Below are 26273 nucleotides of genomic sequence, written 5' to 3'. Positions count from 1 at the left end.
ATTTGATCGAGTATCAGGAACACTTACATGATCGCTTGCCTGCGGCTGTTCACTGCCCTCTGCCTCGCTGCCTTGTTGGCCGCGTGTGCCAGCTCCCCTTCCTCCAGCCTTGGCGAACTTCCACGGACTCCGGACGCCAGCATCGAGCAACTGCTCGAACAGGCTGCCCAGGCTAAAACCCCGGAACAAGCCGCCCTGCTGCGCCTGAGCGCGGCGGACCAGGCTTACCGCCAAGGCAATGCCGGCCAGTCCGCGCAAATCCTGCAACAAGTGCCGGTGGAGCAACTCAAGCCAGGCCAGCAGATTTTCGCCAATACGCTGTCCGCCGAACTGGCCATGACGCGCAATCAGCCGAAAGCTGCGCTGACCGCCCTGAGCCATCCAAGCTTCCAGAAGCTCGGGGAAATGCCGGAAGAGCAGCAAGTGCGCACTGGCACTGTTCACGCCCGCGCCCTTGAAGCCGACGGCCAGACACTGGCCGCTGCCCGTGAGCGTGTGTTCATCGCACCGATGCTGGAAGGCGAAGCGGCGAGCAAGAATCACGAAGCGATCTGGATCCTGATCGCTTCGCTGCCAACCGATCAATTGCAACCGAACAACACCGACGATCTCGGCGGTTGGATGGCGCTGGCGCAAGCGGTGAAAACCGCAGGCACGCTGGAACAGCAACAAGCCGCGATCGACAACTGGCGTGCGCAGAATCCAAAGCACCCGGCGGCTGTCAACCTGCCGCTGCCATTGACCAAACTCAAGGAACTGGCCAGCCAGCCACTGAGCAAAATCGCCCTGCTGCTGCCACAGGACGGCCAATTGGCGTCGGTCGGCAAAGCGCTGCGTGAAGGCTTCATGGCCGCGCATTATCAGGCGCAACAGGCCGGCCAGAACCCACCTGCCATCGAGTTCTACGACAGTTCCAAGCTGACCTCGATGGACGAGTTCTATCGCAAGGCCCAGGCTGACGGCGTTCAACTGGTAGTCGGCCCGCTGGAAAAACCACTGGTCAAGCAACTGAGCACTCGCCCGCAACTGCCAATCACCACCCTGGCGCTGAACTACAGCGAAGGCGAGCAAGGCCCGGCGCAGTTGTTCCAGTTCGGTCTGGCGGCTGAAGACGAAGCTCGCGAAGTTTCCCGTCGCGCTCGTGCCGACGGCCTGCATCGCGCCGCGATCATGGTGCCGAAGGGCGAATGGGGCGATCGCGTCCTGCGTGCCTTCAGCCAGGACTGGCAAGCCAATGGCGGCAGTATCGTTGCCACCGAGCGTGTCGATCAGCCGGTGCAACTGGCCCAGCAGATCGCCGACATGTTCCAGCTGCGCCAGAGCGAAGCCCGCGCCAAGAGCCTGCAGAATGTTGCCGGCACCAATGTCGCCGCCCAGCCTTCGCGTCGCCAGGACATCGAATTCATCTTCTTGGCCGCCACGCCGCAACAGGCCCAGCAGATCAAGCCGACCCTGAATTTCCAGTACGCCGGTGACGTGCCGGTCTACGCGACCTCCCACGTCTACAGCGCCAGCGGCGACGTCAATCAGTACAACGACATGAACGGCATTCGCTTCTGCGAAACCCCATGGCTGCTCGAAACCAGCGATCCGCTGCGCCAGCAAGTAGCTGCGCAATGGCCGCAAGCCAATGGCAGCCTCGGTCGCCTGTACGCCATGGGCGCCGACGCCTATCGCCTGGCACCGCGCCTTGGCCAACTCAAGGCCCTGCCGGACAGCCGCATCGAAGGTCAGTCGGGCAGCCTCGGCATGACCCAGACCCAGCGCGTTGTGCGCCAGTTGCCGTGGGCACAGTTCGTCAGCGGTCAGGTGCAGCGCCTGCCGGACACCCCGCGCTGATGCCCGACAGGTCACGCTCGCAAAGCGGCAAGGATGCCGAGCGCCAGGCGCTCGAACATCTGCAACAACAAGGGCTGCGCCTGCTGGCGCAGAACTGGTTATGCAAACGCGGCGAGCTTGATCTGGTCATGCTTGATGGCGATACAGTAGTATTCGTTGAAGTTCGCTACAGAAAAAACACTCAATGGGGTGGCGCGCTCGCCAGTATCGACGAGCGCAAGCAGCAGAAACTGATCTTTGCAGCACAGTATTTTCTTCAGCGCGAGTCGCGTTGGGCCAATTCCCCCTGCCGCTTCGATGTGGTGGCGATCGACAGCCACCCGAATCAGCTGAACTGGTTGCAGAATGCTTTCGACAGTTGATCGCCTGCACCCTGCCCTGTTTTCGTCCGACACATTTTGCTCTTTGCTTTGCCGGCTGCACATTCACGTGCCGAACAGCCGCGCCACTTAAGGTCACACAGATGGACATGCAATCCCGAATTCGCCAGCTTTTCCAGGCCAGTATCGACACCAAGCAACAGGCGATGGACGTACTTGCACCGCACATCGAGCAAGCCAGCCAGATCATGGTTAACGCCCTGCTCAACGAAGGCAAAATGCTCTCGTGCGGCAACGGTGGCTCGGCCGGCGATGCCCAGCATTTTTCTTCGGAGCTGCTCAACCGCTTCGAGCGCGAGCGTCCGAGCCTGCCGGCGATTGCGCTGACCACCGACACTTCGACGATCACCTCGATCGCCAACGATTACAGCTACAACGAAGTGTTCTCCAAGCAGATCCGCGCGCTCGGCCAGCCGGGCGATGTGTTGCTGGCGATTTCGACCAGCGGCAACTCGGCGAACATTATTCAAGCGATCCAGGCCGCACATGATCGCGAAATGATTGTCGTAGCTTTGACCGGACGCGATGGCGGCGGCATGGCGTCGCTGCTGTTGCCCGAGGACGTCGAGATTCGCGTACCGGCCAACGTCACTGCACGTATTCAGGAAGTCCACTTGCTGGCGATCCATTGCCTTTGCGATCTGATCGACAGCCAACTGTTCGGGAGTGAAGAATGACCCCTAATCGCCTTGGCCTTCTGGCCTTGACCCTGTGCCTCGGCATCAGCGGCTGCACCTCGGTGGTGAACGCCAGCCGTGAAGCGCCGATCGAAGACGACCGTGGCACGCGCACCTTCGGCAGCAAGATCGACGACTCGCTGATCGAAACCAAAGCAGGCGTGAACATCGCCAAGGCCGATCCGGCACTGGACAACGACTCGCACATCGTCATCACCAGCTTCAACGGCGTCGTCCTGCTCGCCGGCCAGACTCCGCGCGAAGACCTCAAGGCCAAAGCCGAACAGGCCGCCGCCAACGTCCAGCGCGTGAAGAAGGTGCACAACGAACTGCAAGTGCTGCAACCGTCCTCCCTGCTCGCGCGCCAGAACGACGCGTGGCTGACCACCAAGATCAAGACCCAGATGCTCACCGACGCCAGCATTCCTGGCTCGCGCATCAAGGTCGTGACCGAGAACGGCATCGTCTACCTGCTGGGCCTGCTGACCAAACAGGAAGCCACTCAGGCAACCAATCTGGTTCAGGGTGTGTCTGGTGTGCAGAAGATTGTGAAGCTGTTCGAATACATCGACTGACCGTAAAAGGCAGACACAAAAAAGGCGATCCATCCGGATCGCCTTTTTTTATTTCACAACCTTCAAGCTTGGCCGGCCACTCGGGCGTGGCGGCTCGCTGCCCGGTGGCGGCGAGTCGTCATCCGGATCGATGTCTTCCTCGTCGTCCATCGGCAACTCGAGGTCAAACACCATGCCCTGGCCGTTCTCACGCGCATAAATGCCCAGGATCGCGCTGATTGGCACGTAGAGACTGTGCGGAACACCGCCGAAGCGGCCTTCGAACGTCACCACGTCGTTATCCATGTGCAGATGACGCACGGCACTCGGCGAGATGTTCAGGACGATCTGGCCGTCACTGGCAAAACCCTGTGGCACCTGCACCGCCGGATACTCGGAGTTGACCAGCATGTGCGGGGTGCAATCGTTATCCACAATCCACTCGTAGAGCGCGCGGACCAGATAAGGTCGACTGGAGTTCATAGCGGCTCCTTAAGCCTTAGCGCATATCGCGTTCGACACCAGACAGACTCGCCTGGAAAGCCTCACGCGCAAACTGGCGCTCCATATAATCAAGCAGCGGCTTGGCCGGCCGCGGCAGTTCAATACCCAGAATCGGCAAACGCCAGAGTATGGGTAATAGGCAGCAATCCACCAGACTTTGTTCCTCACTGAGGAAGAACGGTTTGTCGGCGAACAGCGGCGAAACGCCGGTCAGGCTTTCGCGCAATTCCTTGCGCGCCACGACCCGTGCGGCCTCTTTGCTCTTGGGATCCAGAATCAGATCCACCAGCCCGCACCAGTCACGCTGAATCCTGTGGATCAGCAGACGGCTGTTGGCCCGCGCCACCGGATAAACCGGCATCAGCGGCGGGTGCGGGTAACGCTCATCCAGATACTCCATCACCACGGTCGACTCCCACAACGCCAGGTCACGATCGACCAGCGTCGGCAGACTGCCGTAAGGGTTCACCTCAATCAGTTTAGGCGGCTGGCGGCCCGCTTCCACGTAAATGATTTCGGCGCTGACACCCTTCTCTGCAAGCACGATGCGCACTCGGTGGGAATAGTGGTCGGCGGGGTCGGAGTAACAGGCCAACCGATTGGTCACGCCCATGGCGATCCTCCTCGCTTGTTGAATTTGTCGGAACCGGAAAAACGCGCGCGCCCAGAGGGCACCTCCCGCAGGGTCTGACTGAGCAGATCCTGCTTTAGCGGAGGCGCCCTTGGGCGCGCGCGATTAACAGCAATGCTTGAAGCGTATCAGTGCACGTCTTTCCAGTATTCACGCTTGAGCAGGTAGGCGAACACAAAGAAGAACGCCAGGTACAGCAAGACATAAGTACCGATGCGCTGATGTTGCAGCTTAACCGGGTTAGCCGAGTAAGCCAGGAAGGTTACCAGATTCTTGACCTTCTCATCGAACTGCTCTTCGTTCAGAGCACCGGACTTCGGCACGATGGTCAACTGATCGCACGCTTCATGGGTCAGCGGCGTGCCGGTCAGCGGATCGTATTGCTTCTTGCCGTCCTCGACGATCTGCACCTGTTTGCAGCCGACAACCTGACGACCTTGCAGGCCGACCAGCACGTTAGGCATGCCGACGTTCGGGAAGACCTTGTTGTTCACGCCCCATGGACGCGCCGGATCTTCGTAAAACGACTTCAGGTAACCGTAGAGCCAGTCGGTGCCGCGTACTCGCGCTACCAGAGTCAGGTCCGGCGGCGCTGCGCCGAACCAGGTCTTGGCGTCGGCAGGCTGCATGCCGATGTTCATGTGGTCGCCAATCTTGGCACCGGTGAACACCAGCTTCTCCAGCATCAACTCGTGCGGGATGCCGAGGTCATCGGCGACGCGCTCGTAACGCTGGAACTTGGCACTGTGGCAACCCATGCAATAGTTGGCAAAGGTCCGCGCACCATCCTGCAGAGCGGCTTTGTCGGAGACGTCGATATCGACACTTTCCAGTTCCGGACCATGACCCTCGGCAGCAAAAACCAGGGAAGGCAGCGCAGCAAAAATCAGAGCAAGAAATAACTTTTTCATCAGCCAGTCACCCTTTCCGGAACCGGTTTGGTCTTCTCGAGCCGGGTGTAGAACGGCATCAGAATGAAGTAGGCGAAATACAGGAAGGTGCAGACCTGCGACAGCAACGTGCGCCCCGGCGTCGGCGCCAGAACGCCAAGAATGCCGAGAATCACGAAGGAGATGCAGAACACCACCAGCCAGATTTTGCTCAGCCAGCCCTTGTAGCGCATCGATCTCACCGGACTGCGATCCAGCCAAGGCAGCACGAACAGCACCGCAATCGCCGCACCCATGGCGATAACGCCCAGGAGTTTGTCCGGCACCGCACGCAGGATTGCGTAGAACGGAGTGAAGTACCAGACCGGAGCAATATGCTCAGGCGTCTTGAACGGGTTGGCCGGCTCGAAGTTTGGTTTTTCGAGGAAGTAGCCGCCCATTTCCGGGAAGAAGAACACAATGAAGCAGAAGATGAACAGGAACACCACGACGCCGACAATGTCCTTCACCGTGTAGTACGGGTGGAACGCGATGCCATCCAGAGGGATGCCGTTTTCGTCTTTGTGCTTCTTGATATCGACGCCATCAGGGTTGTTCGAGCCCACTTCGTGCAGCGCCAGAATGTGCAACACCACCAGACCGAGAATCACGATCGGCAACGCGACCACGTGCAAGGCGAAGAAGCGGTTCAGGGTAATTCCGGAGATCAGGTAGTCACCACGAATCCACTGGGTCAGGTCATCGCCGATCAGCGGAATCGCGCCGAACAGCGAGATGATCACCTGGGCGCCCCAGTACGACATCTGGCCCCACGGCAGCAGGTAACCCATGAACGCTTCGGCCATCAGCGCCAGGTAGATCAGCATGCCGAACACCCAGACCAGCTCGCGCGGTTTTTGGTACGAACCGTATAGCAGGCCGCGGAACATGTGCAGATAGACGACGATGAAAAACGCCGAGGCGCCGGTCGAGTGCAGCAGACGCAGGATCGAACCGTACTCGACGTCGCGCATGATGTATTCAACGGAAGCAAAGGCTTCTTCTGCCGACGGCGTATAGCTCATCGTCAGCCAGACGCCGGTGACGATCTGGTTGACCAGCACCAGCAGCGCCAGCGAGCCGAAGAAATAGAAGAAGTTGAAGTTTTTTGGTGCGTAATATTTGCTGAGATGGTCTTCCCACATTTTGGTCGCGGGAAAGCGCGCATCAACCCAATCCATGAACTTGCTCATCACGCTTTCTCCGTATCGACGCCAATGACAATCAGGTCATCGGTCTCATAGGAATGCGGGGGAACTGGCAGGTTCAAAGGCGCAGGTTGCGACTTGTAGACGCGGCCAGCCAGATCGTAGTGGGAACCGTGGCACGGGCAGAAATAGCCGCCTACCCAGTCCTTGCCCAGATCCGCAGGTGCCACTTCGGGACGGAAGGTCGGTGAGCAACCCAGGTGCGTACAGATCCCGATCAGCAGGAGAATCTCCGGCTTGATCGAGCGTACTTCAGGGTCGACATAAGTGGGTTGCGTGGAGTTTTTGGAGGTCGGATCGGAGAGCTGACCCTCGATCTTCTTGAGATTCCCCAGGATTTCCTCGGTACGGCGGACAATGAACACCGGCTGGCCGCGCCATTCAGCAATCATCTGCTGGCCTGGCTCGATTTTGCTGACATTCACTTTCACCGGTGCACCGGCAGCTTTCGCCTTGGCACTGGGAAACCATGACCCCACGAACGGGACCGCAGCCCCCACCGCTCCTGCAGCACCCACCACGGATGTGGCTGCCACCAGGAAGCGACGCCGGCCTGCATTCACGCCGTCATTGCTCATTCAGTCCTCTCCCATCAGCTTTTTTGGCCTGTTAAATCAGGCGTCTACTAAATAAATCAAATGTTACTTATAAAAATTTTGCCCGAATGGTAATGAAAACCCCCAATTCTGACAAGGTTAATTCCCCGGGGCTCAGCCCCTTAAGCCTTGGAGTATAGGGGGTCTACGGCTGTGGCAAGTTGTCACAACGCAATTCTTTGATAAATCGCAGGCATAAAAAAACGCCCGCTTCCGTGAGGAGGCGGGCGTTCTTTTTTGAACGTGGAAGCGGAATTAACGCTTCGAGTACTGCGGACGCTTACGCGCTTTACGCAGACCAACTTTCTTACGTTCAACTTCACGGGCGTCGCGGGTAACGAAGCCAGCTTTGCGCAGAGCGCTACGCAGGGTTTCGTCGTAGTCCATCAGAGCGCGAGTGATGCCGTGGCGGATTGCGCCAGCCTGACCACTTACACCACCGCCGATCACGGTGACGTAGATGTCGAACTTCTCGACAGTCTCGGTCAGCTCCAGCGGCTGACGAACTACCATGCGGGCAGTTTCGCGGCCGAAGAAGTTATCCAGCGAACGGTTGTTGATGGAGATGTTACCAGTACCCGGACGCAGGAAAACGCGTGCGGTTGCGGTCTTGCGACGGCCAGTGCCGTAATTTTGAGTCGCCGACATAATGAACTATTCCGTTAAATCTTCAGTTCTTGGGGCTGCTGAGCAGTATGAGGGTGTGCAGCGCCCGCATAGACTTTCAGCTTACGGTACATGTCGCGACCCAGTGGGTTTTTAGGCAGCATGCCTTTAACCGCGGTCTCGATCACGCGCTCAGGGGCTTTGGCGATCAGCTTTTCAAAGTTGATCGACTTGATGCCGCCCGGGAAACCGGAGTGGGAGTAGTACATTTTGTCAGTGGTTTTAGCGCCGGTAACACGGATCTGCTCGGCGTTGATGACGACGATGTAGTCGCCGGTGTCAACGTGAGGAGTGTACTCAGGCTTGTGCTTGCCACGCAGACGGCTCGCGATTTCGGTGGCCAGACGACCCAGGGTCTGACCAGCAGCGTCGACGACAAACCAGTCGCGCTTTACTGTTTCCGGTTTAGCAGTAAAAGTTTTCATTCTTTATAGCCTCAGGGGCCGCCTGTAAATAAGACGGCGGATCTTACTGAATAGTGCGTACTTTGACAAGTCAAAGGCAGCCGGATACAGACGCTTTCGGGGGCTCGGGTCGGCGCGTCCGTTCAACGGCAAGATTCTTCGGCGGCGGCGCATCACTTCCACTGCAGAAAGAGGTCGGCAATTATGCAGATTGCGAAAAATTTTTCAACCTGCTTTTATGATTGTTTTGCCCAAGGAGCACCCGATGGACTATCGCCAGCTAGGCCGTACCGACCTGAACGTGAGTGCAATCTGCCTCGGCACCATGACCTGGGGCGAGCAAAACACTGAGGCTGAAGCCTTCGCCCAGATTGAACGGGCCAAAGAGGCGGGGATCAATTTCCTCGACACCGCCGAAATGTATCCGGTGCCGCCCAAAGCCGAAACCTACGCCACCACCGAGCGCTACATCGGCAATTACTTCAAGAGTCGCGGTGACCGTTCCGACTGGATCCTCGCCAGCAAGATCGCCGGCCCTGGCAACACCATCGACTACATCCGCGACAAGAACCTGCGCCACAACCGCCAGCACATCACCGAAGCACTGGACGGCAGTCTCAAGCGCCTGCAGACCGATTACATCGATCTGTATCAATTGCACTGGCCGGAGCGCAGCACCAACTTTTTCGGACAGCTGGGCTACAAGCACAAGATCGAAGCCAACCTGACGCCGCTGGAAGACACCCTCGAAGCCCTCGACGAACAGGTGAAGGCCGGCAAGATCCGCCACATCGGTCTGTCCAACGAGACGCCGTGGGGCACGATGCGCTTTCTGGCTCTGGCCGAAGCCCGTGGCTGGCCGCGTGCAGTGTCGATCCAGAACCCGTACAACCTGCTCAACCGCAGCTTCGAAGTCGGCCTGGCCGAGATCGCCATCCGCGAACAGTGCGGCCTGCTCGCCTACTCGCCACTGGCGTTCGGCTTCCTCTCCGGCAAGTACGAAGGCGGCGCCCGACCACCGAAAGGCCGCCTGAGCCTCTACAGTCGCTTCAGCCGCTATTTCAACCCGCAATCGGAGGCGGCGTGCAGCCGTTACGTTGCGCTGGCCCGTGAACACGGTCTGGACCCGGCACAAATGGCCCTGGCCTTCGTGACCCAGCAACCGTTCGTCACCAGCAACATCATTGGCGCGACGACGCTTGAGCAACTGGACAGCAACATTGCCAGTTTTGATCTGAAACTGTCCGATGAAGTGCTGGCCGGGATTGAGGCGATTCACAAGGATCATCCGAATCCCGCGCCGTAACTGACCGCCAAAAGCTTCGCGAGCAGGCTCGCTCCCACAGGTACGGTGATCCCCTGTGGGAACGAGCCTGCTCGCGAAGAGGCCAGTCGGATTACCTCAACAGCGGAACGCGGAGCGTCCCCGGCGGCGTTCCCACGCACAGCGTGGGAACGATCATCAAAGCGACCGCGCAATAATCTCCTTCATGATTTCATTGGTGCCGGCATAAATCCGCTGCACCCGCGCATCCGCCCACGCCCGGGCCACCGGGTATTCCCACATGAAGCCGTAGCCGCCATGCAGTTGCACGCACTCGTCGAGCACTTTGCATTGCAGGTCGGTGCCCCAATATTTGGCCATTGCCGCCGTCGGCACATCGAGTTTGCCCTGCAAATGCAGCTCCAGGCAGCGGTCGACAAAAACCCGGCCGATCTGAATCTCGGTAGCCATTTCGGCCAGTTTGAAGCGGGTGTTCTGAAAATCGGCAATCGCCTTGCCGAACGCCTTGCGATCACGGGTGTAATCCAGCGTCCATTGCAGCGCTGCCTCGGCCGAGGCCAGGCCGCCGATAGCCACGGTCAGACGTTCCTGCGGCAACTCCTGCATCAGATAGGCAAACCCGGCACCCGCCTGGCCGAGAAGGTTTTCCTTCGGCACGCGCACGTCCTGGAAGAACAGTTCCGAGGTGTCCTGCGCCTTCATGCCGACCTTCTCCAGGCGCTTGCCCTTCTCGAAGCCCGGCGTATTCGCCTCCACCAGAAACAGACTGGTGCCCTTGGCGCCAGCCTTGGGATCGGTCTTGGCCACCACGATCACCAGATCAGCCAGAAAGCCGTTGGTGATAAAGGTTTTCGAACCGTTGATCACATATTCGTCACCGTCGAGCACCGCCGTGGTTTTCACCCCTTGCAGGTCGGAACCGGCGCCAGGCTCGGTCATGGCGATCGCCGTAACCATTTCGCCCGAGACCAGTTTCGGCAGGTATTTGTGTTTCAGCGCCTCGCTGCCGTAATGCAGGATGTACGGTGCGACGATGTCCGAGTGCAGCGAAAAGCCGATGCCGGTCAGTCCCAGACGCCCGACTTCTTCAATCACCACGGTGCTGTAGAGGAAATCCGCGCCGAGCCCGCCGTACTCTTCCGGCAGATGCGAACAGAGCATCCCCGCCTCCCCCGCCTTGTTCCACAGCGCGCGATCAATGTGTCCCTGCTTCTCCCACTGCGCGTGATACGGCACGGCCTCTTTTTCGAGGAAAGTTCGCACGCTGTCGCGGAACAATTCGTGCTCGGAGCTGAACAGGGTTCTGGGGATCATGCGGCACCTTTCTTTGTTGTTGGAGGGATACGGCTCTCAGAGACTAAGCCCGACTCCTGCTACGGGACACTGGACACATCCGACAAAAAATAAGACGATCCAGCCGTCTGGTGACCACTTTCCCTTATAAAAACAAAACAAAAGTTGAATTATGTCTAAGCACGTCTCCCCGCCCTTGCGGCGCGTCAGCATCCTGGCCATCGACCGGGTTTTCGCTTACACCCTCATGCAGGCCAAGGATTTTTTCCATGTGGCCAGCCTGCGTTACGGCAAACAACTGGGCCACGGCCTGACACCGGCGTTCGAAACTCGCCTGGTCAGCCCCGATGGCAAACCGGTAAAAAGCTTCAGCGACGTGGTCATGCCGGTCGACGGTGGCCTGGAAAACGCCGACGTGATCATCCTCCCGGCGTTCTGGGACGATTTCGACACGCTGTGCAGCCGTTACCCGCAAATCCTGCCGTGGCTGCGCGAACAGCATGCGCGCGGCGCGGTGTTATGCGGCGAAGCCACCGGAGTGTTCTGGCTCGCCGAAGCCGGGCTGCTCAACGGCAAGGAAGCGACCACCTACTGGCGCTTCTTCAATGCCTTCGCCGAACGCTTTCCCAAGGTCTATCTGAATCAGGACAAGCACCTGACCGACGCCGACAATCTCTATTGCGCCGGCGGCACGACCTCGGCCTGCGATCTCTACATTTATCTGATCGAACGCTTCTGCGGCGCGAACGTGGCACAAGCCGTGGCCCGTGACATTCTCTACGAAGTGCAGCGCAGCTACTCACCGGGACGTATCGGCTTCGGCGGGCAGAAGCTGCATCAGGACGTGATCATCCTGCAGATCCAGCAGTGGCTCGAAGAACATTTCGCCGACAAGTTCCGCTTCGAAGACGTCGCCCGCGAGCATGGCATGAGCATCCGCAACTTCATGCGCCGCTTCCAGACCGCCACCGGCGACAAACCGCTGCACTACTTGCAGCGCCTGCGCATCGAGACGGCCAAGGGCCTGCTTTCTGGCACGCGCAAGAGCATCAAGACCATCAGTTATGAGGTCGGTTACGACGATGCGAGCTTCTTCGCGCGACTGTTCCGCCAGCACACCGAGTTGTCGCCGAATCAGTATAGGCAGCAGTTTCAGCAGGCTGCGTAACCCGGCCTGATGATCGTTCCCACGCTCTGCGTGGGAATGCCGCCACTGGACGCTCTGCGTCCGCCTCGCAAGTGACGCGGAGCGTCACGGGATGCATTCCCACGCGGAGCGTGGGAACGATCAGTTACTGCGCTTTCGCGAGCAGGCTCGCTCCCACACGGAAAAACTTCAGCGCATAAAAAAGGCCTGCAATCGCAGGCCTTTTTCGTTGCCGAAACTCCGTTTAAGGCTTGTGCGCCCGCGACAGGAATTCGTGGGATTGCATTTCCAGCAATCGGCTCAGGGTGCGCTGGAACTCGAAGGTCAGGCGTCCGCCGGTGTACAGATCCTTCAGCTCGACTTCGGCAGAAATGATCAGTTTGACGTTGCGGTCGTAGAATTCGTCGACCATGTTGATGAAGCGCCGGGCGATGTCGTCGGTGGTGACGCTCATCTGCTCGACGCCGCTGAGCAGCACGGCGTGGAAGATCTTGCCCAGTTCGATGTAATCGTTCTGGCTGCGCGGGCCGTCGCACAGTTCGCGGAAGTCGAACCAGGCCACGTCGTCGCAGGTGCGCAGAGCGCGGATTTCGCGGTTCTCGATGATCAGCACATCGTTTTCCACCGCTGCCGTGCACTCCGGCGTCAGTGCCTTGAAGCTCTTGCGCAGGCTTTCGTGGGCGGCTTCGTCGAGCGGATAGTGGAACAGCTCGGCTTGCTCGAGGTGACGCAGACGATAGTCAACACCGCTGTCGACGTTGACGATCTCGGTGTTCTGCTTGATCAACGCGATCGCCGGGAGGAAGCGCGCACGTTGCAGGCCATCCTTGTACAGGCCGTCCGGAACGATGTTCGACGTCGCGACCAGGGTCACGCCGTTCTTGAACAGCTCTTCCATCAGCGTGCCGAGGATCATCGCGTCGGTGATGTCGGAGACGAAGAATTCATCGAAGCAGATCACCCGCGACTCGGCCGCGAAGCGCTTGGCGATGATGGTCAGCGGGTTCTTCTCGCCGCCCAGGGTCTTCATTTCTTCGTGCACACGCTTCATGAAGCGGTGGAAGTGCGTGCGGGTCTTTTCCTTGAACGGCAGCGCTTCGAAGAAGGTGTCGACCAGGTATGTCTTGCCGCGACCGACGCCGCCCCAGAAATACAGGCCCTTGACCGGTGCCTGATCCTTTTTGCCAAACAGCTTGCCGAGCAAGCCCGGCTTGTTCTGGTCAGCGGCGATCAAGTCGTCGTACAGACGCTGCAAGTGACGCACAGCAGTTTCCTGCGCGGCGTCATGGAAGAAATCCGGGCGTTTCAGATCAGCTTGATATCGTTCTAGGGGCGTCATAATTCGTTAGCAAGGCAACAAAAACGGGCCGTCACTGTAGCGACGGCCTGTGGGAATGGCAATCGGCCCTTGGTCGGGTCGTGCCGCCGATCAGTCTTGAGCTGGAGTCAGTGCGACGCGCAACGCCTCGATGGCGGCGTCTCGCGCGGCAGCGTCGGCGAAGGCCGGGCTGTCGCCCACGCACTCACCGGTCAGCCAGACGCTGAAGCTCAGGTCATCAGTACGCACATCCAGCGACTCGCCGGACTGCAACTGTTTGGTCACCTGGCCGGCAGTTTTGCCGTCGGCGAAGTTGCGCGACAGCAGCAATTGCTCGCCATCGGCCGCCAGCAGACGGAAACGGAAGCTGCCGTCGTCCTCGCGGAAGCTGACGAAACGTGCGGTTTTCGCAGCTTTCTTTTTGGTGGTCGCGGCGACCTGAACCTGATTGACAAAAGAACGCAGGCCAACGGCTTCGCGCAATTCATTGAGGAACGGCGTGGCCACGGCGCGGGCCTTCTTCGCACCGATCTGCAGAATGTCTTCCAGATCCGCAGGACGCTCGATCAACTGGTGATACTTCTCGCGCGCCTCGCCCAGCTCGTCGTCGAGCAACTGGAACAGGCGATTCTTCGCCTCACCCCAGCCCAGACCACCGAGCAGTTCGCTGCGGAACTCGTCAGCCTGCGCCGGAGTGGCGAAGGCCTGGAACAGGGTGAACAGGTGCGAGTTGTCCGGATCTTTCGCTTCGCCCGGGGCCTTGGAGTCGGTGACGATCCGCGAGATCGCGTCCTTCATCTCTTTGGCGCTGGAGAACAGCGGAATGGTGTTGTCGTAGCTCTTCGACATCTTGCGACCGTCGAGGCCCGGCAAGGTGGCCACGCTTTCTTCGATCAGCGCTTCGGGCATGGTGAAGAACTCTTTGCCCTGGCCGAACAGATGGTTGAAACGCTGGCCGATATCGCGAGCCATTTCCACGTGCTGAATCTGATCGCGACCGACCGGCACCTTGTGCGCGTTGAACATCAGGATGTCCGCGGCCATCAGCACCGGGTAGCTGTACAGGCCCATGGTGATACCGGCGTCCGGGTCTTCACCCGTCTCAACGTTCTTGTCCACCGAGGCCTTGTAGGCGTGCGCGCGGTTGAGCAGGCCCTTGGCAGCGACGCAAGTCAGCAGCCAGGTCAGCTCGGGGATTTCCGGGATGTCGGACTGGCGGTAGAAGGTCACCCGATCGACATCGAGGCCACCGGCCAGCCAGGTCGCGGCGATTTCCAGACGCGAGCGCTGGATGCGCAGCGGGTCATCGCATTTGATCAGGGCGTGGTAGTCGGCCAGGAAATAGAACGAATCGGCCTGGCTGTCGCGGCTGGCGAGGATTGCCGGGCGAATCGCGCCGGCGTAGTTGCCCAAGTGCGGCGTGCCAGTGGTGGTGATGCCGGTGAGAATGCGGGTACGGTTGGTCATGGGTAATCGCTTGTCAGACTGCAATCAATTCGAAAGACGCGGCAGCAGCAGATCCTTGAGATCGGTCAGCTTGCCGTGAAAAAAGTGTCCGCATTCTGCCACTTTCAGCAGCTCATGGGGGCGCTGGAGTTGTTCCGACCACTGGTAGACCAGTTGCGGATCAATGACTTCATCGGTTTCCGGCTGGATCACGGTCAACCCGCCGTGCTGCGGCAGTTGATCCTGCTCGCCCAGACGCATCACCGCCGGGGCAACCATGAACAGGTGCTCAAGCTGCACGCCTTGGGCTTCGAGACGGCCGCCGAGACTTGCTGCAACAAATCCGCCGAAGGAGAAACCGAACAGGGTCAGCGGCAGATCCGGGTGTTTTTCCCGCAGCCATGCAGCGGCGGCCTGGGCGTCGTCGACTTCACCGGTGCCCATATCGTGCTCGCCCTGGCTGGCGCCGACGCCGCGATAGTTGAAACGCAAGGTGATCAGGCCTGCGTCACGCGCGGTGCGTTGCAGGGTCGAGACGACCTTGTTGAGCATGGTGCCGCCCTGTACCGGGTTCGGATGGCAGATCAGCGCGATGCCGCGCGGCTGCTCGTTATCCAGATACAAAGCTTCAATTTGGCCGACAGGGCCGTCAATCACTACAGGGGTTTCACGCATCAGCAAGGGAGGAACTCCGTGACCTCGAATCGGGTCGACTCGTCTAGCAAATTGTCTGTGCCAATCTATTGCGAGTGAATCGCGGTATACAGCGCAGGTTCGAGCCGTTAACGTAAAGCAAAGCCGTTTATAGAGGAAGGACTCGTGGAACACTCGCTCTTAGTTTGGTTGTTACCGACTCTTGCCCTGGTTGTGGGTGTCGCCATTGGATTCCTGATCGCGCGCGTTGCGCCGAACGCCGCACCGAGCCGCACGCAGCGTCAACTGGATGATATCCAGGAGCGTTTCGACAGTTATCAGAACGAAGTGGTCACCCACTTCAACAGCACCGCGATGCTGGTCAAGAAGCTGACCCAGAGCTATCAGGAAGTGCAGGATCACCTCGCCGAGGGCGCCAATCGTCTGGCCCTGGACGAGCAGACCCGCCAGCGCCTGATCGCCGCCCTGCACGCCGACGCAGCGCAGGCACCACGTGAACGCCTGACGCCACCGCGCGATCAGGAACCACCGCGTGACTATGCGCCGAAATCGCCAAATTCCCCTGGCATGCTCGATGAGCATTATGGTTTGAAGAAGTAGGCAGTTTTCGCTGCGAACAAAAAGCCCCCGGACAGTGATGTGTCCGGGGGCTTTTTTGTATCTGCAATCTTCGCTGCGCTTGCCGGCCTCTTCGCGAGCAGGCTCGCTCCCACAAGGGGAATGCATTTCAAATGTGGGAGCGAGCCTGCTCGCGAAAGGGCCGCTACATGCGACACAAAAAAATGCCCGATCACAAGACCGGGCATTTCTTCATCCAGGCAATCGCTTATGGATACTGCTGCACCGTGCCCGGCTGTTGCTGCTGAACACCGTACTGCTGGCCCGGAATCGCCTTCAGGTTGACTTCGACCCGGCGGTTCTGTGCGCGGCCATTGGCGTCACCATTGCTGGCAATCGGGTTATCCGGGCCGGCGCCACGGGCCGACAGGTTGGCACCGCTGACACCTTGCGAGGTCAGGTAGGTCGCCACGCTCTGCGCACGACGTTGGGACAGGTCCATGTTGTGCTGGCGGCTGCCGGTGCTGTCGGTGTAGCCGACGATTTCGATCTGGTTCTGGTTGAACTCTTTCAGCGAGTTGGCCAGGTTGTTCAGCGGTTGATAGAAGCTGGAAGCGATGTTCGCCGAATCGGTGGCGAAAGTGATGTTGCCCGGCATGATCAGCTTGATCTGATCGCCCTGACGCTGCACTTCAACGCCAGTGTTGGCCATGCTCGCGCGCAGTTTCTTTTCCTGCTGGTCGGCGTAGTAGCCGTAGCCTGCTGCGGAAGCACCGACCACGGCGGCGCCGATCAAGGCGCCCTTGCCACGGTTGTCGTGGCCGATGGCGGCACCGGCAAGTGCACCGGCCAGCGCACCGAGGCCACCGTATTTGGCGGTTTTGCTCATGCCTTGCGAGCCACCGTCGGCCTGACCCTGATTGTCATACGGATTGGGCGAGGCGCAGCCGGACAGCACGGCCACGGCAGTAGCGACAATAATCAAACGACGCGTGGTGAACATGGAGAGCTCCTACATTTTTTGCATTCTATGGTGCAGCGGCCATCGATGAATGGACCCGTGCGGGCGTTGGATCATGACAATGCCTAAAAATTCCGCCAGGCACCCGTGACAAAAAATTCAAGCGCGCACAAACGGGTTTTCACGCATCTCGTCGCCCAAGCGGGTGTCCGGCCCATGACCGGTTACCACGGTCGCGTCTTCATCCAGCGTATACAGCCGCTGCTTGATCGAGCGCACGATGGTCGCCTGATCGCCACCCCACAAATCCGTGCGCCCTACCCCGCGACGAAACAGCGTGTCGCCGGCTATCAACAGCTTAGCCTCGGAAAACCAGAAGCTCATGGAACCGGGTGTATGTCCCGGCGTGTGCAGTGCCACGCCGCAACCGCAGGCCAGTTCTTCGTCATCGCTCAACCAGCGATCCGGCGACGGCACCGGGGTGTAAGGCACGCCGAACATCTGGCATTGCATCTCGAGGTTGTCCCAGAGGAACTGGTCGTCCTTGTGCAGATGCAGGGTCGCACCAGTTTTCTCCTTCATCTGCCCGGAAGCGAGAAAGTGATCGAGATGCGCATGGGTATGGATGATGCTCACGACTTTCAGGCCATGGGCGTCGAGGCGCGCCATGATCAGGTCAGGGTTACCACCCGGGTCGACGACGATGGCTTTTTTGGTCAATGGGTCGCCGATGATGGTGCAGTTGCACTGGAGCGGGCCGACGGGGAAGGTTTCGCGGATGAGTTCGGGTCTTGGAATGGACATTGAAGTCTCGACGTGCGGCTGAACAAGTTGTTCAGCATTCTACTTTACCAGCCGATACAAACGGTTCCAGCCAGAAATCTGGCGTCATACATCAGAAAGTAGTGGCGCAATGATGTCAAACAGCAAATTCTGGTGCAAAATCGATTTCTTTTTGTAGCGGTCGCATTCAGGAAGGGCCGCATAGTCATCAGGAACCTACATGCCTACGCCCAAGACTTATTCCTTCAGTTTGCCATCCACGTTGACCGGCAATGCCATCGTCGACAGCCTCATTTCAGGTACCTATTGGCTGGGCGCCAACTGGACCCCAACCGGACCGACCAACCTCAGTTACAGCTTCATGGCGCCGGGCACGTCTTATTTTGTTATCGACTATAGCCCTGACAACGAATACAACGCTTTGTATGAGCTCACGACGGGGCAAAAAAATGCTGTCACCAGCGCCCTCGGAGCGTGGAGCGCTGTTGCCAATCTGAATTTCACCCTGACCACCGACACGATCAGCAACGTGGGTGACATGCGGTTTGGCGGCTATCGACTGATGGACGACAAGACCGCTGCGTGGGCTTATTTTCCGTCAAACACACCGGTAGCCGGCGATGTCTGGATCGGTCCGCAAACCAACGATGCGAATCCGGGCAAGGGAAGTTACGACTACCTGACATTTGTTCATGAGATCGGCCACGCGCTGGGCCTCAAACATCCTTTCGATACCAGTTCAACCAACAACACTCTGCTGGACCCGACGCTGGACGATGTTCACTTCACCGTGATGAGTTACAACAGCAACTATTCGTACCAGGCAACCACACCGATGGTGCTGGACATCATTGCGATTCAGAGTCTGTATGGCGCCAACATGGCCTGGCAGGCCGGGGACACCGTTTACAAGTGGGCCGCCAACCAGTCGATTTTCGAAACCATCTGGGACGGCGGTGGCAACGACACCATCGACGGCAGCAATCAGCTCGCCGCAGTCAGCATCAACCTGAATGAGGGTGCCTACAGCCAGATCGGTAAGGCATTCGTCGATTACAACAACCTGACGGCCATCAATGACGGCCTAGCGATTGCCTACGGTGCCAAGATCGAGAACGCCGTTGGTTCAGAATTCAACGACATCCTGACCGGTAATGCACTGAACAATACGCTTGATGGCGGCGCGGGTGCTGACACCATGTCCGGCGGCGATGGTGTGGACACTTACTACGTCGACAACGTCGGTGATGTGGTCATCGAAACCGACGCCTCGCTGACCGCGCTTGACCGGGTGTTCTCTTCCATCGACTACATCCTCGGCGCCAATGTCGAGAACCTGATCCTGACCGGCACAGCCAACCTCAACGGCACCGGTAACTCGGTCAACAACCGCATGACCGGCAACGACGGCAACAACGTCCTTGACGGAGGTCTGGGTGCAGACACCCTGATCGGCGGTCTGGGTAACGACACTTACATCGTCGATAACCTCGGCGATACCGTGACCGAAACCAGCACCCTGATCAGCGAAATCGACACCGTGCAGGCATCGGTTGACTTTACGCTGGGCGCCAACCTGGAAAACCTCGTGTTGACCGGCAACGCCGTCAACGGCACCGGCAACGCGTTGAACAACACCCTGACCGGTAACGCGGCCGCCAACACCCTCGATGGCGGCGCAGGCGCCGACACCATGATCGGCGGCGATGGCGTTGATACGTACTATGTCGACAACGTCGGCGATGTGGTCATTGAATCCGATGCATCGCTCACTGCACTTGACCGTGTGTTCTCGTCCATCGACTACACCCTCGGCGCCAACGTCGAGAACCTGATCCTGACCGGCACAACCAACCTCAACGGCACAGGCAACTCAGTCAGCAACCGCATGACCGGCAACGACGCCAACAATGTCCTGGATGGAGGTCTTGGCACCGACACCCTGATCGGCGGTTTGGGCAACGACACCTACATCGTCGACAACCTCGGCGATACCGTGAACGAAACCAGCACTCTGATCAGCGAAATCGACACCGTAAGGGCGTCGGTTGACTGGACGCTGGGCGCCAACCTGGAAAACCTGCTGCTGACTGGCAGCGCGATCAATGGCACCGGCAACAGCCTGAACAACGTGCTTACGGGTAATAGCGCAAACAACACCCTTAATGGCGGAGCCGGTGACGACACCCTTGATGGCGGCCTCGGTGCCGACACCATGATCGGTGGCGACGGTGTGGACACTTACTATGTCGACAATGTCGGCGACCAGGTCATCGAAACCGACGCCTCGCTGACCGCGCTTGACCGGGTGTTCTCTTCCATCGACTACATCCTCGGCGCCAATGTCGAGAACCTGATCCTGACCGGCACAGCCAACCTCAACGGCACCGGTAACTCGGTCAACAACCGCATGACCGGCAACGACGGCAACAACGTCCTTGACGGCGGTCTGGGTGCCGACACCCTGATCGGCGGTCTGGGCAATGACACTTACATCGTCGACAACCTCGGCGATACCGTGACCGAAACCAGCACCCTGATCAGCGAAATCGACACCGTGCGCTCTTCGGTGGATTTTACGCTGGGCGCCAACCTGGAAAACCTCGTGCTGACCGGCAACGCCGTCAACGGCACCGGCAACGCGCTGAACAACACCCTGACCGGTAACGCGGCCGCCAACACCCTTGATGGCGGCGTCGGCGCTGACACCATGATCGGTGGCGACGGTGTCGATACCTACTACGTCGACAACGTCGGCGACGTGGTCATCGAAACCGACGCCTCGCTCACCGCGCTTGACCGTGTGTTCTCATCCATCGACTACACCCTCGGCGCCAACGTCGAGAACCTGATCCTGACCGGCACAGCCAACCTCAACGGCACCGGCAACTCGGTCAACAACCGCATGACCGGTAACATCGGCAACAACATCCTCGATGGAGGCATGGGCGTCGACACCATGATCGGCGGCGCCGGCAATGACACCTACGTTGTGGATAACATCAACGATGTCGTGATTGAGCAGGTCGGCGAAGGGCATGATCTGATCAGAACCAGTTCCAGCTATACCCTCGGCGCCAATGTCGAAGATTTGACAATGACTGGCAGTGCCGACGGATCGCTTACAGGCAACGCACTGGAGAACGTCATCACCGGTAATGCTGGTACCAATTATATCGATGGCGGGCTTGGCGCTGACACCTTGATCGGTGGCGGCGGCGGCGATGTCTACCTCGTGGATAACATCAACGATGTTGTCATTGAACTTGCCGATGGCGGCAATGATAGCGTCTGGACGAGTGTGGACTACACACTCTCGGACAATGTCGAAGACGGCATGATGATTGGCAACAACAATCTGAACCTGACCGGTAATGCGCTGAACAACAACCTGAATGGTAACGAGGGCGACAACATCCTGTCGGGTGGACTCGGTGCCGACCGGATGTTCGGCGCGGGAGGCGACGATACGTACATCGTAGATAACGTCAATGACGTCGTGTTAGAAGCTCCGGATAAAGGTCACGACCTTGTCCGCACCTCGGTCGACTACACGCTCGGAGATAACGTCGAAGACGGCACCCTGCTCGGTAGCGCCGACCTGTCGCTATGGGGTAACAACCTCGATAACATCCTGACGGGGAACTCCGGCAACAACGTCATCTGGGGTTATGACGGTATCGACAAACTGTACGGTGGCGCCGGTAACGACACGCTGTACGGCGGATTGGGCAACACCACGCTTAACGGTGGCACTGGCGCGGACTCCTTTGCCTTTACCAATCTGTTCCTCATGAATGCTGGAGTGCCTGGGGGCGGTCCGCATAACGTCATTGCCGATTTCAACGCACTTGAAGGGGACAAGATCGATTTCTCCGACTTTGACAGTTCGCCTAATACCCTCGGCCTCCAACACATGACGTTCATTGGCTCTAATGAATTCACCGGGTTCGGCCAGCTGCGTTTCGTGGATCAAGTTCTCTCGGGGAATATGAGCCCAAACGAAGGTGGGTACTTCGAAGTGCAACTGGTGGGTGTCCACTCGTTCAGTGCGAACGACGTTATCGTCTGATCCCATCGCTGTCTGAAACAAACGAAGCTGAAAAATGAAAACACCCCGCCAAGGCGGGGTGTTTTTTTGGTCGCGTTTTTTATCCGCTAGGCCAGCAAGCCAAGCTCTTTGGCCCGCGCGACTGCCTGCGTGCGCCGCTCCACCCCCAACTTGCTGTTGATGTGACTGGCATGGGTTTTCACCGTATGCAGCGAAATGAACAACTGCTCGCTGATTTCCTGATTGGAACAGCCCTGAGCGATCAGGCGCAGCACCGCCAGTTCGCGGCTGCTGAGTTGTTCGGTAGCGGAGCTTTCCACGGCCGGGCGTGGCGCGGCTGTTGGGAAATGTGTGAGCAATTGCTGGCCGACCGCGTTGCAAGTGAGCGCCTGCAATTGCCCGCGCAACCAGTCGGCATGGTTTTTCAGCAGCGCATCAAAAGGTTGGTAAACGCCGCCGGCCGCAGCTTCCAGCGCCTGACTCAACACCTTGCGCGCATCGGGCTCGCGTCCACTGCACAGCAACAGCGCCACCTTCTGCGTCAACGCCATCACACTGAGCAACTGCCGGCCGGTCCGCTGGCCGTTTTCATGCAACACGTTCAGCCGTCCTTCGGCGAGCATCGGCTGCCCCTGAATCACATCAAGCAGCGCCTGTTGCAGTTCCACGTGCAGTGGCAGCTGTGGATGAAACTCCGGTGGTGCCGCAGCGTGTTCGCCGGTGTAGGTCTGGCCCAATCGTGCGAGCCAAGCCTCGGCCAGATCGATGCGGCCTTGGGCCAGCCACAGTTCGCATTTGACCAGGGTGATCATCGCCAGATAGTAGATCGGCGGTACGTCCCAGATGTGCATCAGACGTTCGGCTTCGGCGAGTTCGGCGAAGGCCTTGGCGAACTCGCCGCTGGCGCCGTCGAGGCGGGCAATCACGCAGTGGCCGATCAGTACGCTGATGTCGCGACAAGCCCGCGCCTCGCCAATCCCGGCCAGCAGACGCACGCGTGCGGCTTGCGGCTGCAAACGCATCGCCAGCAGGAAACCTTCGTACAACGTCAGCCGTGCGCGTACGGCGTACAGCCGTTGCGGCGACAAGCCGCGCAAGCGTTCCAGGCCCTGATGCACTTCGTCCAGCGCACGGAGGATTTCGCCACGCGATTGCAGCACCCGCGCCCGGTCGTAATGCGCCAACGCCTCGAACAGCGGATTGCCGACGCGTTGCGCCAGCTCAAGTGATTCACGGTTGAGGCCGCGCGCGCGCCACAGGTCACCATCGGCAATCGCTAGATTGGACAGGGTCGACAAACACATCAGCCGTTGCCCATAACGCTTGGCCGGCAGGCTCTCCAGCGCTTCACTGCAATAGCGCAGAGTCAGTTCGCGATGGCCGCGTCCGCGAGCGATGATCCCGCTCAATGCCAGCCACTGCGCCAGCATGGATTTCTGCGCCGTGGCCGAAGGCGCCGGCAGGAAACGGCTCAAATGGCTGGCCAGCTCTTCGGCGGCATCGAGTTGGCAGGCCAGCCCCAGTGCCCAGCTGTACAGAACGATCAGCCGCGGCGTGCTGATCAGCAGGCTGTCGGGCAAGTCCATTTTCCAGCGCAGCAGCATGCCGACATTCTGCTCGGCGAGCAGCTGCTCTTCGGACAGGTTCTGCACCAGATTCGCCGCCACATCAAGGTGTCCGGCGCGCAGTGCCTGCTCCACGGCCTCATCAAGCAAACCCTGCGCGTTGAACCAGCGACAGGCGCGCAAGTGCAACGTGGCAGTCGGCACCAGCGCCTGAGCCGGAGGACGGCTGCGCAACAAATCAGAAAACAGATGGTGATAGCGATACCAGTGCCCGTGTTCATCGAGCGGCACCAGAAACACCTGATGGGCCAGCAGAAAACGCAAAATCTCGGCGCTGTCATGGGCTTCGCGCACCGCGTCACACAACTCGCTGCAGAAACGCTCCTGCGGCGCGGTGTCATACAAAAAGGCTTGCACCTCGGCCGGCAGGCAATCGATGACTTCTTCGAGCAGATAATCGCGGATCAGCCCTTCCCCGCCGTTCAACGCGTGCGGCAATACCGCCTCGCTGCCGGCCTCGGACACAGCCAGCAACCAGAAGCGCAACCCGGCGACCCAGCCTTCGCTGCGCTGGATCAGGTTCTCCAGCGCTTCGCCGCGCAATGAAGTGCTGTGGCGATCGAGCAGCGTCAGCGCTTCGTCGTGAGTCAGGCGCAGATCCTGTTCATGCAGTTCGAGCAGCTGCCGCGACAGGCGCAGGCGCGCCAGATGCCAGTCCGGGCGCTGGCGGCTGGTGACCATGACCAGCAGGCCATCGGGCAGGTGATTGAGGAAAAACTGCAGGCAACGGTCGAGCACCGGGCCTTGGGCGAGATGGTAATCATCGAGCACCAGCAATAACGGTGCGGCGGGATCGAGGTGCAGCGCCAGATCGTCGAGCAGGCCGTCGAGCCATTCTTCGAACGCGAACGGCTGATGGCGCTGACGCATTTTCAGCAGCCCGAGGGCACCGGCACCCAACGCTGGAAAGTAATCTTGCAAACCTGCGAGCAGACGCTCGAGAAAGCGTCCGGGATCACTGTCGCGAGCGCTCAATCCGAGCCACAGGCTTTGCCAGTGCGCCGGCAGACTCTGACAGAACTCCACCGCCAGCGAACTCTTGCCGAACCCCGCCGGAGCACTGACCAGCAGCAGGCGCCCGCCGAGCCCGGCTTGCAGGCGCTCGCAAAGACGCGGTCGCAACACATAGCCGTCGGGCAGCGGCGGGCGGAAAAAACGCCCCTCCAATGCCGCGATGGCAGCACTTGCAGGACCCGGAAGCGGGGACAGATCAGTCATGGCCGGCTCTTGTTCGAATGGCGGTTGGCGGCGTTGCAGATGTCCGCAGCCTAGCCTTAATCGAACCGGTTATGAAGGTTGCTGCTACAAATGGCTACAAAAAGACTACAGACACAAAAACGCCCCGAACCAGTCGGGGCGTTTTCACGAGGATGCGGCCTCGGGTTTACGCAGGTTTAGCGAACACCATCCTGACGCAGAGCGGCCGGGGTGAAGTCGCTGGTGGTGGCGGTGAAGCCGAAGTCATACGCCTGCTTCTCTTCGTTCTTCATGCCTAGTGCCAGATAACGGCCGGACTGCAGGTCGTAGAGGGTTTCGAGGGCGTACCACGGCACTTGCTTGTCGTAGTAGTTCTCGGCATGTGCCTCGGCTACACGCCACAGTTGGCCGCGACCGTCATAGTGGTCGATGACCGCTGCCTGCCAGGTGTCCTCGTCGATGTAAAAGTCACGCTTGGCATAGATGTGGCGCTGGCCTTCCTTCAGGGTCGCGACCACGTGCCAGACGCGGCGCAGCTCGTAGCGAGCTAGGTCCTGGTTGATGTGACCGGCCTTGATGATGTCCGAGTACTTCAGTTTCGGATCGTCGAGCTTGTAGCTGTCGGAGGCGATGTACATCTCTTTCTTGCCTTCGAGCTTCCAGTCGTAACGATCCGGCGCACCGTTGTACATGTCGAGGTTGTCCGAGGTACGCAGGCCGTCGGCGGCGGTACCCGGGCCGTCATACGACACTTGTGGTGCACGGCGCACACGACGCTGACCGGCGTTGTAGACCCACGCCGAACGCGGCTCCTTGACCTGATCGAGCGTCTCGTGCACCAGCAATACGCCACCGGCCAGACGCGCCGGCGCAGTCACTTTCTGCTTGAAGTAGAACAGGATGTTGCCCGGGTTCGCCGGATCGTAGTCCTTCATCTTGTCGCGGAACACGAACTGATCCTGGAAGTACACCAGGCTGTACGAGCCGTTCGGTTGCGGCGTGGCCTGGGTCACCAGACGGGTCACGCTGCCGCCGCGATAGCGGGTGATGTGGTTCCAGATCACTTCCACACCGGTTTTCGGGATCGGGAACGGCACGGCGGTATCGAAGTTTTCCAGACCGTTGCCGCCGGACACCAGGTTGGTGCTGGTGGCGTTCTTCTTGATCGCAGCGAACACGTCATCCGGCACGGTGGCGCCGCGATGGGACGGATAGACCGGCATCTTGAAGGTTTCCGGGTAGCGCTTGAACATCGCGTACTGGCCCGGGGCAAGCTTGTCCTTGTACTTGTCGACATCCTTGGCAGTGATGGTGAACAGCGGCTGCTCACTGGCGTAAGGGTTGGACAGGAAGCCCTTGCTGTCGACGCTGCCGGCATTCTTCGGTAGCGGTTTCCAGGCCGGAATCGAACCGTCGGCATTACCGGCCATTTCCGCGCCCATTGGCGTCAGGCTCTTGCCCAGTTTATCCGCTTCGGCAGCAGGCACCGCCGCCATGACACTGGTCGCCAGCAGCGACAGGCCCAGAACACCGGCGTGGAACAGACTCTTTGTTATTTTCATAAATT

The 26273-nt window shown here is 59.4% G+C and carries 23 protein-coding genes; 8 read left to right on the top strand and 15 right to left on the bottom strand.

Annotation, left to right across the window (positions count from 1 at the left end):
* The first annotated feature begins 27 nt into the window (after positions 1-27).
* The 4 genes from J5M66_RS19370 (at position 28) to J5M66_RS19355 (ending at position 3471) form a co-directional block, all read left to right on the top strand.
* Entirely contained in the window at positions 28-1839 is a 1812-nt protein-coding gene (locus J5M66_RS19370) for a penicillin-binding protein activator (RefSeq protein ID WP_110603059.1), read from the top strand.
* The gene (locus J5M66_RS19365; protein ID WP_016773265.1) at positions 1839-2201 is read left to right on the top strand and encodes a YraN family protein; all 363 of its coding nucleotides are present in this window, start codon (positions 1839-1841) and stop codon (positions 2199-2201) included. Before J5M66_RS19370 ends, J5M66_RS19365 begins: the two co-directional genes overlap by 1 nt.
* Before the next feature lie 101 nt (positions 2202-2302).
* Positions 2303-2896, top strand: coding sequence for a phosphoheptose isomerase (locus J5M66_RS19360; RefSeq protein ID WP_008082788.1), 594 nt, complete (start codon positions 2303-2305; stop codon positions 2894-2896).
* On the top strand, positions 2893-3471 hold the full coding sequence (locus tag J5M66_RS19355) for a BON domain-containing protein (RefSeq protein ID WP_024014250.1): 579 nt from the start codon (positions 2893-2895) through the stop codon (positions 3469-3471). The genes J5M66_RS19360 and J5M66_RS19355 overlap by 4 nt, the downstream gene beginning before the upstream one ends.
* A gap of 48 nt (positions 3472-3519) precedes the next feature.
* On the opposite strand, the gene J5M66_RS19350 is transcribed toward J5M66_RS19355, so the two are convergent.
* The 7 genes from J5M66_RS19350 to rplM all read right to left on the bottom strand — a co-directional run bounded on the left by J5M66_RS19350 (position 3520) and on the right by rplM (position 8409).
* Complete coding sequence (locus tag J5M66_RS19350) at positions 3520-3933, bottom strand: ClpXP protease specificity-enhancing factor (protein WP_016773263.1); 414 nt, start codon at positions 3931-3933, stop codon at positions 3520-3522.
* Positions 3934-3949: 16 nt separating this feature from the next.
* A complete protein-coding gene (locus J5M66_RS19345; protein ID WP_007961620.1) occupies positions 3950-4567 on the bottom strand; it encodes a glutathione S-transferase N-terminal domain-containing protein in 618 nt (205 codons plus the stop codon).
* Positions 4568-4713: 146 nt separating this feature from the next.
* A complete protein-coding gene (locus tag J5M66_RS19340; RefSeq protein ID WP_024014251.1) occupies positions 4714-5496 on the bottom strand; it encodes a cytochrome c1 in 783 nt (260 codons plus the stop codon).
* Positions 5496-6707, bottom strand: a complete 1212-nt coding sequence (locus J5M66_RS19335; RefSeq protein WP_024014252.1) for a cytochrome bc complex cytochrome b subunit — start codon at positions 6705-6707, stop codon at positions 5496-5498. The genes J5M66_RS19340 and J5M66_RS19335 overlap by 1 nt, the downstream gene beginning before the upstream one ends.
* Positions 6707-7300 (bottom strand): ubiquinol-cytochrome c reductase iron-sulfur subunit, encoded by a 594-nt coding sequence (gene petA, locus J5M66_RS19330; protein WP_007917031.1) that lies wholly within the window; start codon positions 7298-7300, stop codon positions 6707-6709. Before petA ends, J5M66_RS19335 begins: the two co-directional genes overlap by 1 nt.
* A 273-nt stretch (positions 7301-7573) precedes the next feature.
* Positions 7574-7966: a 30S ribosomal protein S9 gene (gene rpsI / locus J5M66_RS19325; RefSeq protein ID WP_003228056.1), complete on the bottom strand. Its 393-nt coding sequence runs from the start codon at positions 7964-7966 to the stop codon at positions 7574-7576.
* A gap of 14 nt (positions 7967-7980) precedes the next feature.
* Complete coding sequence (gene rplM / locus J5M66_RS19320; protein ID WP_003228062.1) at positions 7981-8409, bottom strand: 50S ribosomal protein L13; 429 nt, start codon at positions 8407-8409, stop codon at positions 7981-7983.
* 244 nt (positions 8410-8653) lie between these two features.
* Here rplM and J5M66_RS19315 point away from each other — a divergent pair, with 244 nt between their 5' ends.
* Complete coding sequence (locus J5M66_RS19315; RefSeq protein ID WP_024014253.1) at positions 8654-9694, top strand: NADP(H)-dependent aldo-keto reductase; 1041 nt, start codon at positions 8654-8656, stop codon at positions 9692-9694.
* 156 nt (positions 9695-9850) lie between these two features.
* On the opposite strand, the gene J5M66_RS19310 is transcribed toward J5M66_RS19315, so the two are convergent.
* Positions 9851-10987: an acyl-CoA dehydrogenase family protein gene (locus tag J5M66_RS19310; RefSeq protein ID WP_024014254.1), complete on the bottom strand. Its 1137-nt coding sequence runs from the start codon at positions 10985-10987 to the stop codon at positions 9851-9853.
* A 250-nt stretch (positions 10988-11237) separates the two neighbouring features.
* Between J5M66_RS19310 and J5M66_RS19305 the strand changes: the two genes are divergently transcribed.
* Positions 11238-12134, top strand: a complete 897-nt coding sequence (locus J5M66_RS19305; protein ID WP_162999820.1) for a GlxA family transcriptional regulator — start codon at positions 11238-11240, stop codon at positions 12132-12134.
* A gap of 223 nt (positions 12135-12357) precedes the next feature.
* On the opposite strand, the gene zapE is transcribed toward J5M66_RS19305, so the two are convergent.
* The 3 genes from zapE to J5M66_RS19290 form a co-directional block, all read right to left on the bottom strand.
* Complete coding sequence (gene zapE, locus J5M66_RS19300) at positions 12358-13452, bottom strand: cell division protein ZapE (protein WP_016773254.1); 1095 nt, start codon at positions 13450-13452, stop codon at positions 12358-12360.
* Between the two features lie 90 nt (positions 13453-13542).
* Positions 13543-14898 carry a tryptophan--tRNA ligase gene (locus J5M66_RS19295; protein ID WP_207809333.1) on the bottom strand — a complete coding sequence of 452 codons (1356 nt, stop codon included), beginning with the start codon at positions 14896-14898 and terminating at the stop codon, positions 13543-13545.
* Positions 14899-14922: 24 nt separating this feature from the next.
* On the bottom strand, positions 14923-15552 hold the full coding sequence (locus J5M66_RS19290) for an alpha/beta fold hydrolase (protein WP_207809343.1): 630 nt from the start codon (positions 15550-15552) through the stop codon (positions 14923-14925).
* 144 nt (positions 15553-15696) lie between these two features.
* On the opposite strand from J5M66_RS19290, the gene J5M66_RS19285 reads away from it, so the two are divergent.
* A complete protein-coding gene (locus J5M66_RS19285; protein WP_016773251.1) occupies positions 15697-16131 on the top strand; it encodes a DUF1043 family protein in 435 nt (144 codons plus the stop codon).
* A gap of 226 nt (positions 16132-16357) precedes the next feature.
* Here J5M66_RS19285 and J5M66_RS19280 read toward each other — a convergent pair whose 3' ends face one another.
* Complete coding sequence (locus J5M66_RS19280; protein ID WP_123444181.1) at positions 16358-17092, bottom strand: OmpA family protein; 735 nt, start codon at positions 17090-17092, stop codon at positions 16358-16360.
* A gap of 117 nt (positions 17093-17209) precedes the next feature.
* Entirely contained in the window at positions 17210-17854 is a 645-nt protein-coding gene (locus J5M66_RS19275; protein WP_207809336.1) for an MBL fold metallo-hydrolase, read from the bottom strand.
* 199 nt (positions 17855-18053) lie between these two features.
* Here J5M66_RS19275 and J5M66_RS19270 point away from each other — a divergent pair, with 199 nt between their 5' ends.
* Positions 18054-21905 carry a M10 family metallopeptidase gene (locus tag J5M66_RS19270; protein ID WP_207817496.1) on the top strand — a complete coding sequence of 1284 codons (3852 nt, stop codon included), beginning with the start codon at positions 18054-18056 and terminating at the stop codon, positions 21903-21905.
* Between the two features lie 86 nt (positions 21906-21991).
* Here the strand turns inward: J5M66_RS19270 and J5M66_RS19265 are convergent, their stop codons facing one another.
* Together J5M66_RS19265 and J5M66_RS19260 are read right to left on the bottom strand one after the other, a co-directional pair.
* Positions 21992-24727: a LuxR C-terminal-related transcriptional regulator gene (locus tag J5M66_RS19265; protein WP_207809706.1), complete on the bottom strand. Its 2736-nt coding sequence runs from the start codon at positions 24725-24727 to the stop codon at positions 21992-21994.
* Positions 24728-24903: 176 nt separating this feature from the next.
* Positions 24904-26268 (bottom strand): DUF1329 domain-containing protein, encoded by a 1365-nt coding sequence (locus J5M66_RS19260; RefSeq protein ID WP_024014265.1) that lies wholly within the window; start codon positions 26266-26268, stop codon positions 24904-24906.
* Between the last annotated feature and the right edge of the window lie 5 nt (positions 26269-26273).

Origin of the sequence: Pseudomonas sp. 67(2021) (assembly GCF_017491835.1) — a bacterium.
Taxonomy (GTDB): Bacteria; Pseudomonadota; Gammaproteobacteria; order Pseudomonadales; family Pseudomonadaceae; genus Aquipseudomonas; species Aquipseudomonas atacamensis.
The sequence above is the reverse complement of the archived record's forward strand: the minus strand, read 5'-3'. Positions and strand labels throughout refer to the sequence as shown.

Coding starts and splice junctions, on each gene's coding strand:
- J5M66_RS19370 (WP_110603059.1), top strand. CDS start 28: ATGATCGCTTGCCTGCGGCTGTTCACTGCCCTCTGCCTCGCTGCCTTG.
- J5M66_RS19365 (WP_016773265.1), top strand. CDS start 1,839: ATGCCCGACAGGTCACGCTCGCAAAGCGGCAAGGATGCCGAGCGCCAG.
- J5M66_RS19360 (WP_008082788.1), top strand. CDS start 2,303: ATGGACATGCAATCCCGAATTCGCCAGCTTTTCCAGGCCAGTATCGAC.
- J5M66_RS19355 (WP_024014250.1), top strand. CDS start 2,893: ATGACCCCTAATCGCCTTGGCCTTCTGGCCTTGACCCTGTGCCTCGGC.
- J5M66_RS19350 (WP_016773263.1), bottom strand. CDS start 3,933: ATGAACTCCAGTCGACCTTATCTGGTCCGCGCGCTCTACGAGTGGATT.
- J5M66_RS19345 (WP_007961620.1), bottom strand. CDS start 4,567: ATGGGCGTGACCAATCGGTTGGCCTGTTACTCCGACCCCGCCGACCAC.
- J5M66_RS19340 (WP_024014251.1), bottom strand. CDS start 5,496: ATGAAAAAGTTATTTCTTGCTCTGATTTTTGCTGCGCTGCCTTCCCTG.
- J5M66_RS19335 (WP_024014252.1), bottom strand. CDS start 6,707: ATGAGCAAGTTCATGGATTGGGTTGATGCGCGCTTTCCCGCGACCAAA.
- petA (WP_007917031.1), bottom strand. CDS start 7,300: ATGAGCAATGACGGCGTGAATGCAGGCCGGCGTCGCTTCCTGGTGGCA.
- rpsI (WP_003228056.1), bottom strand. CDS start 7,966: ATGTCGGCGACTCAAAATTACGGCACTGGCCGTCGCAAGACCGCAACC.
- rplM (WP_003228062.1), bottom strand. CDS start 8,409: ATGAAAACTTTTACTGCTAAACCGGAAACAGTAAAGCGCGACTGGTTT.
- J5M66_RS19315 (WP_024014253.1), top strand. CDS start 8,654: ATGGACTATCGCCAGCTAGGCCGTACCGACCTGAACGTGAGTGCAATC.
- J5M66_RS19310 (WP_024014254.1), bottom strand. CDS start 10,987: ATGATCCCCAGAACCCTGTTCAGCTCCGAGCACGAATTGTTCCGCGAC.
- zapE (WP_016773254.1), bottom strand. CDS start 13,452: ATGACGCCCCTAGAACGATATCAAGCTGATCTGAAACGCCCGGATTTC.
- J5M66_RS19295 (WP_207809333.1), bottom strand. CDS start 14,898: ATGACCAACCGTACCCGCATTCTCACCGGCATCACCACCACTGGCACG.
- J5M66_RS19290 (WP_207809343.1), bottom strand. CDS start 15,552: ATGCGTGAAACCCCTGTAGTGATTGACGGCCCTGTCGGCCAAATTGAA.
- J5M66_RS19280 (WP_123444181.1), bottom strand. CDS start 17,092: ATGTTCACCACGCGTCGTTTGATTATTGTCGCTACTGCCGTGGCCGTG.
- J5M66_RS19275 (WP_207809336.1), bottom strand. CDS start 17,854: ATGTCCATTCCAAGACCCGAACTCATCCGCGAAACCTTCCCCGTCGGC.
- J5M66_RS19270 (WP_207817496.1), top strand. CDS start 18,054: ATGCCTACGCCCAAGACTTATTCCTTCAGTTTGCCATCCACGTTGACC.
- J5M66_RS19265 (WP_207809706.1), bottom strand. CDS start 24,727: ATGACTGATCTGTCCCCGCTTCCGGGTCCTGCAAGTGCTGCCATCGCG.
- J5M66_RS19260 (WP_024014265.1), bottom strand. CDS start 26,268: ATGAAAATAACAAAGAGTCTGTTCCACGCCGGTGTTCTGGGCCTGTCG.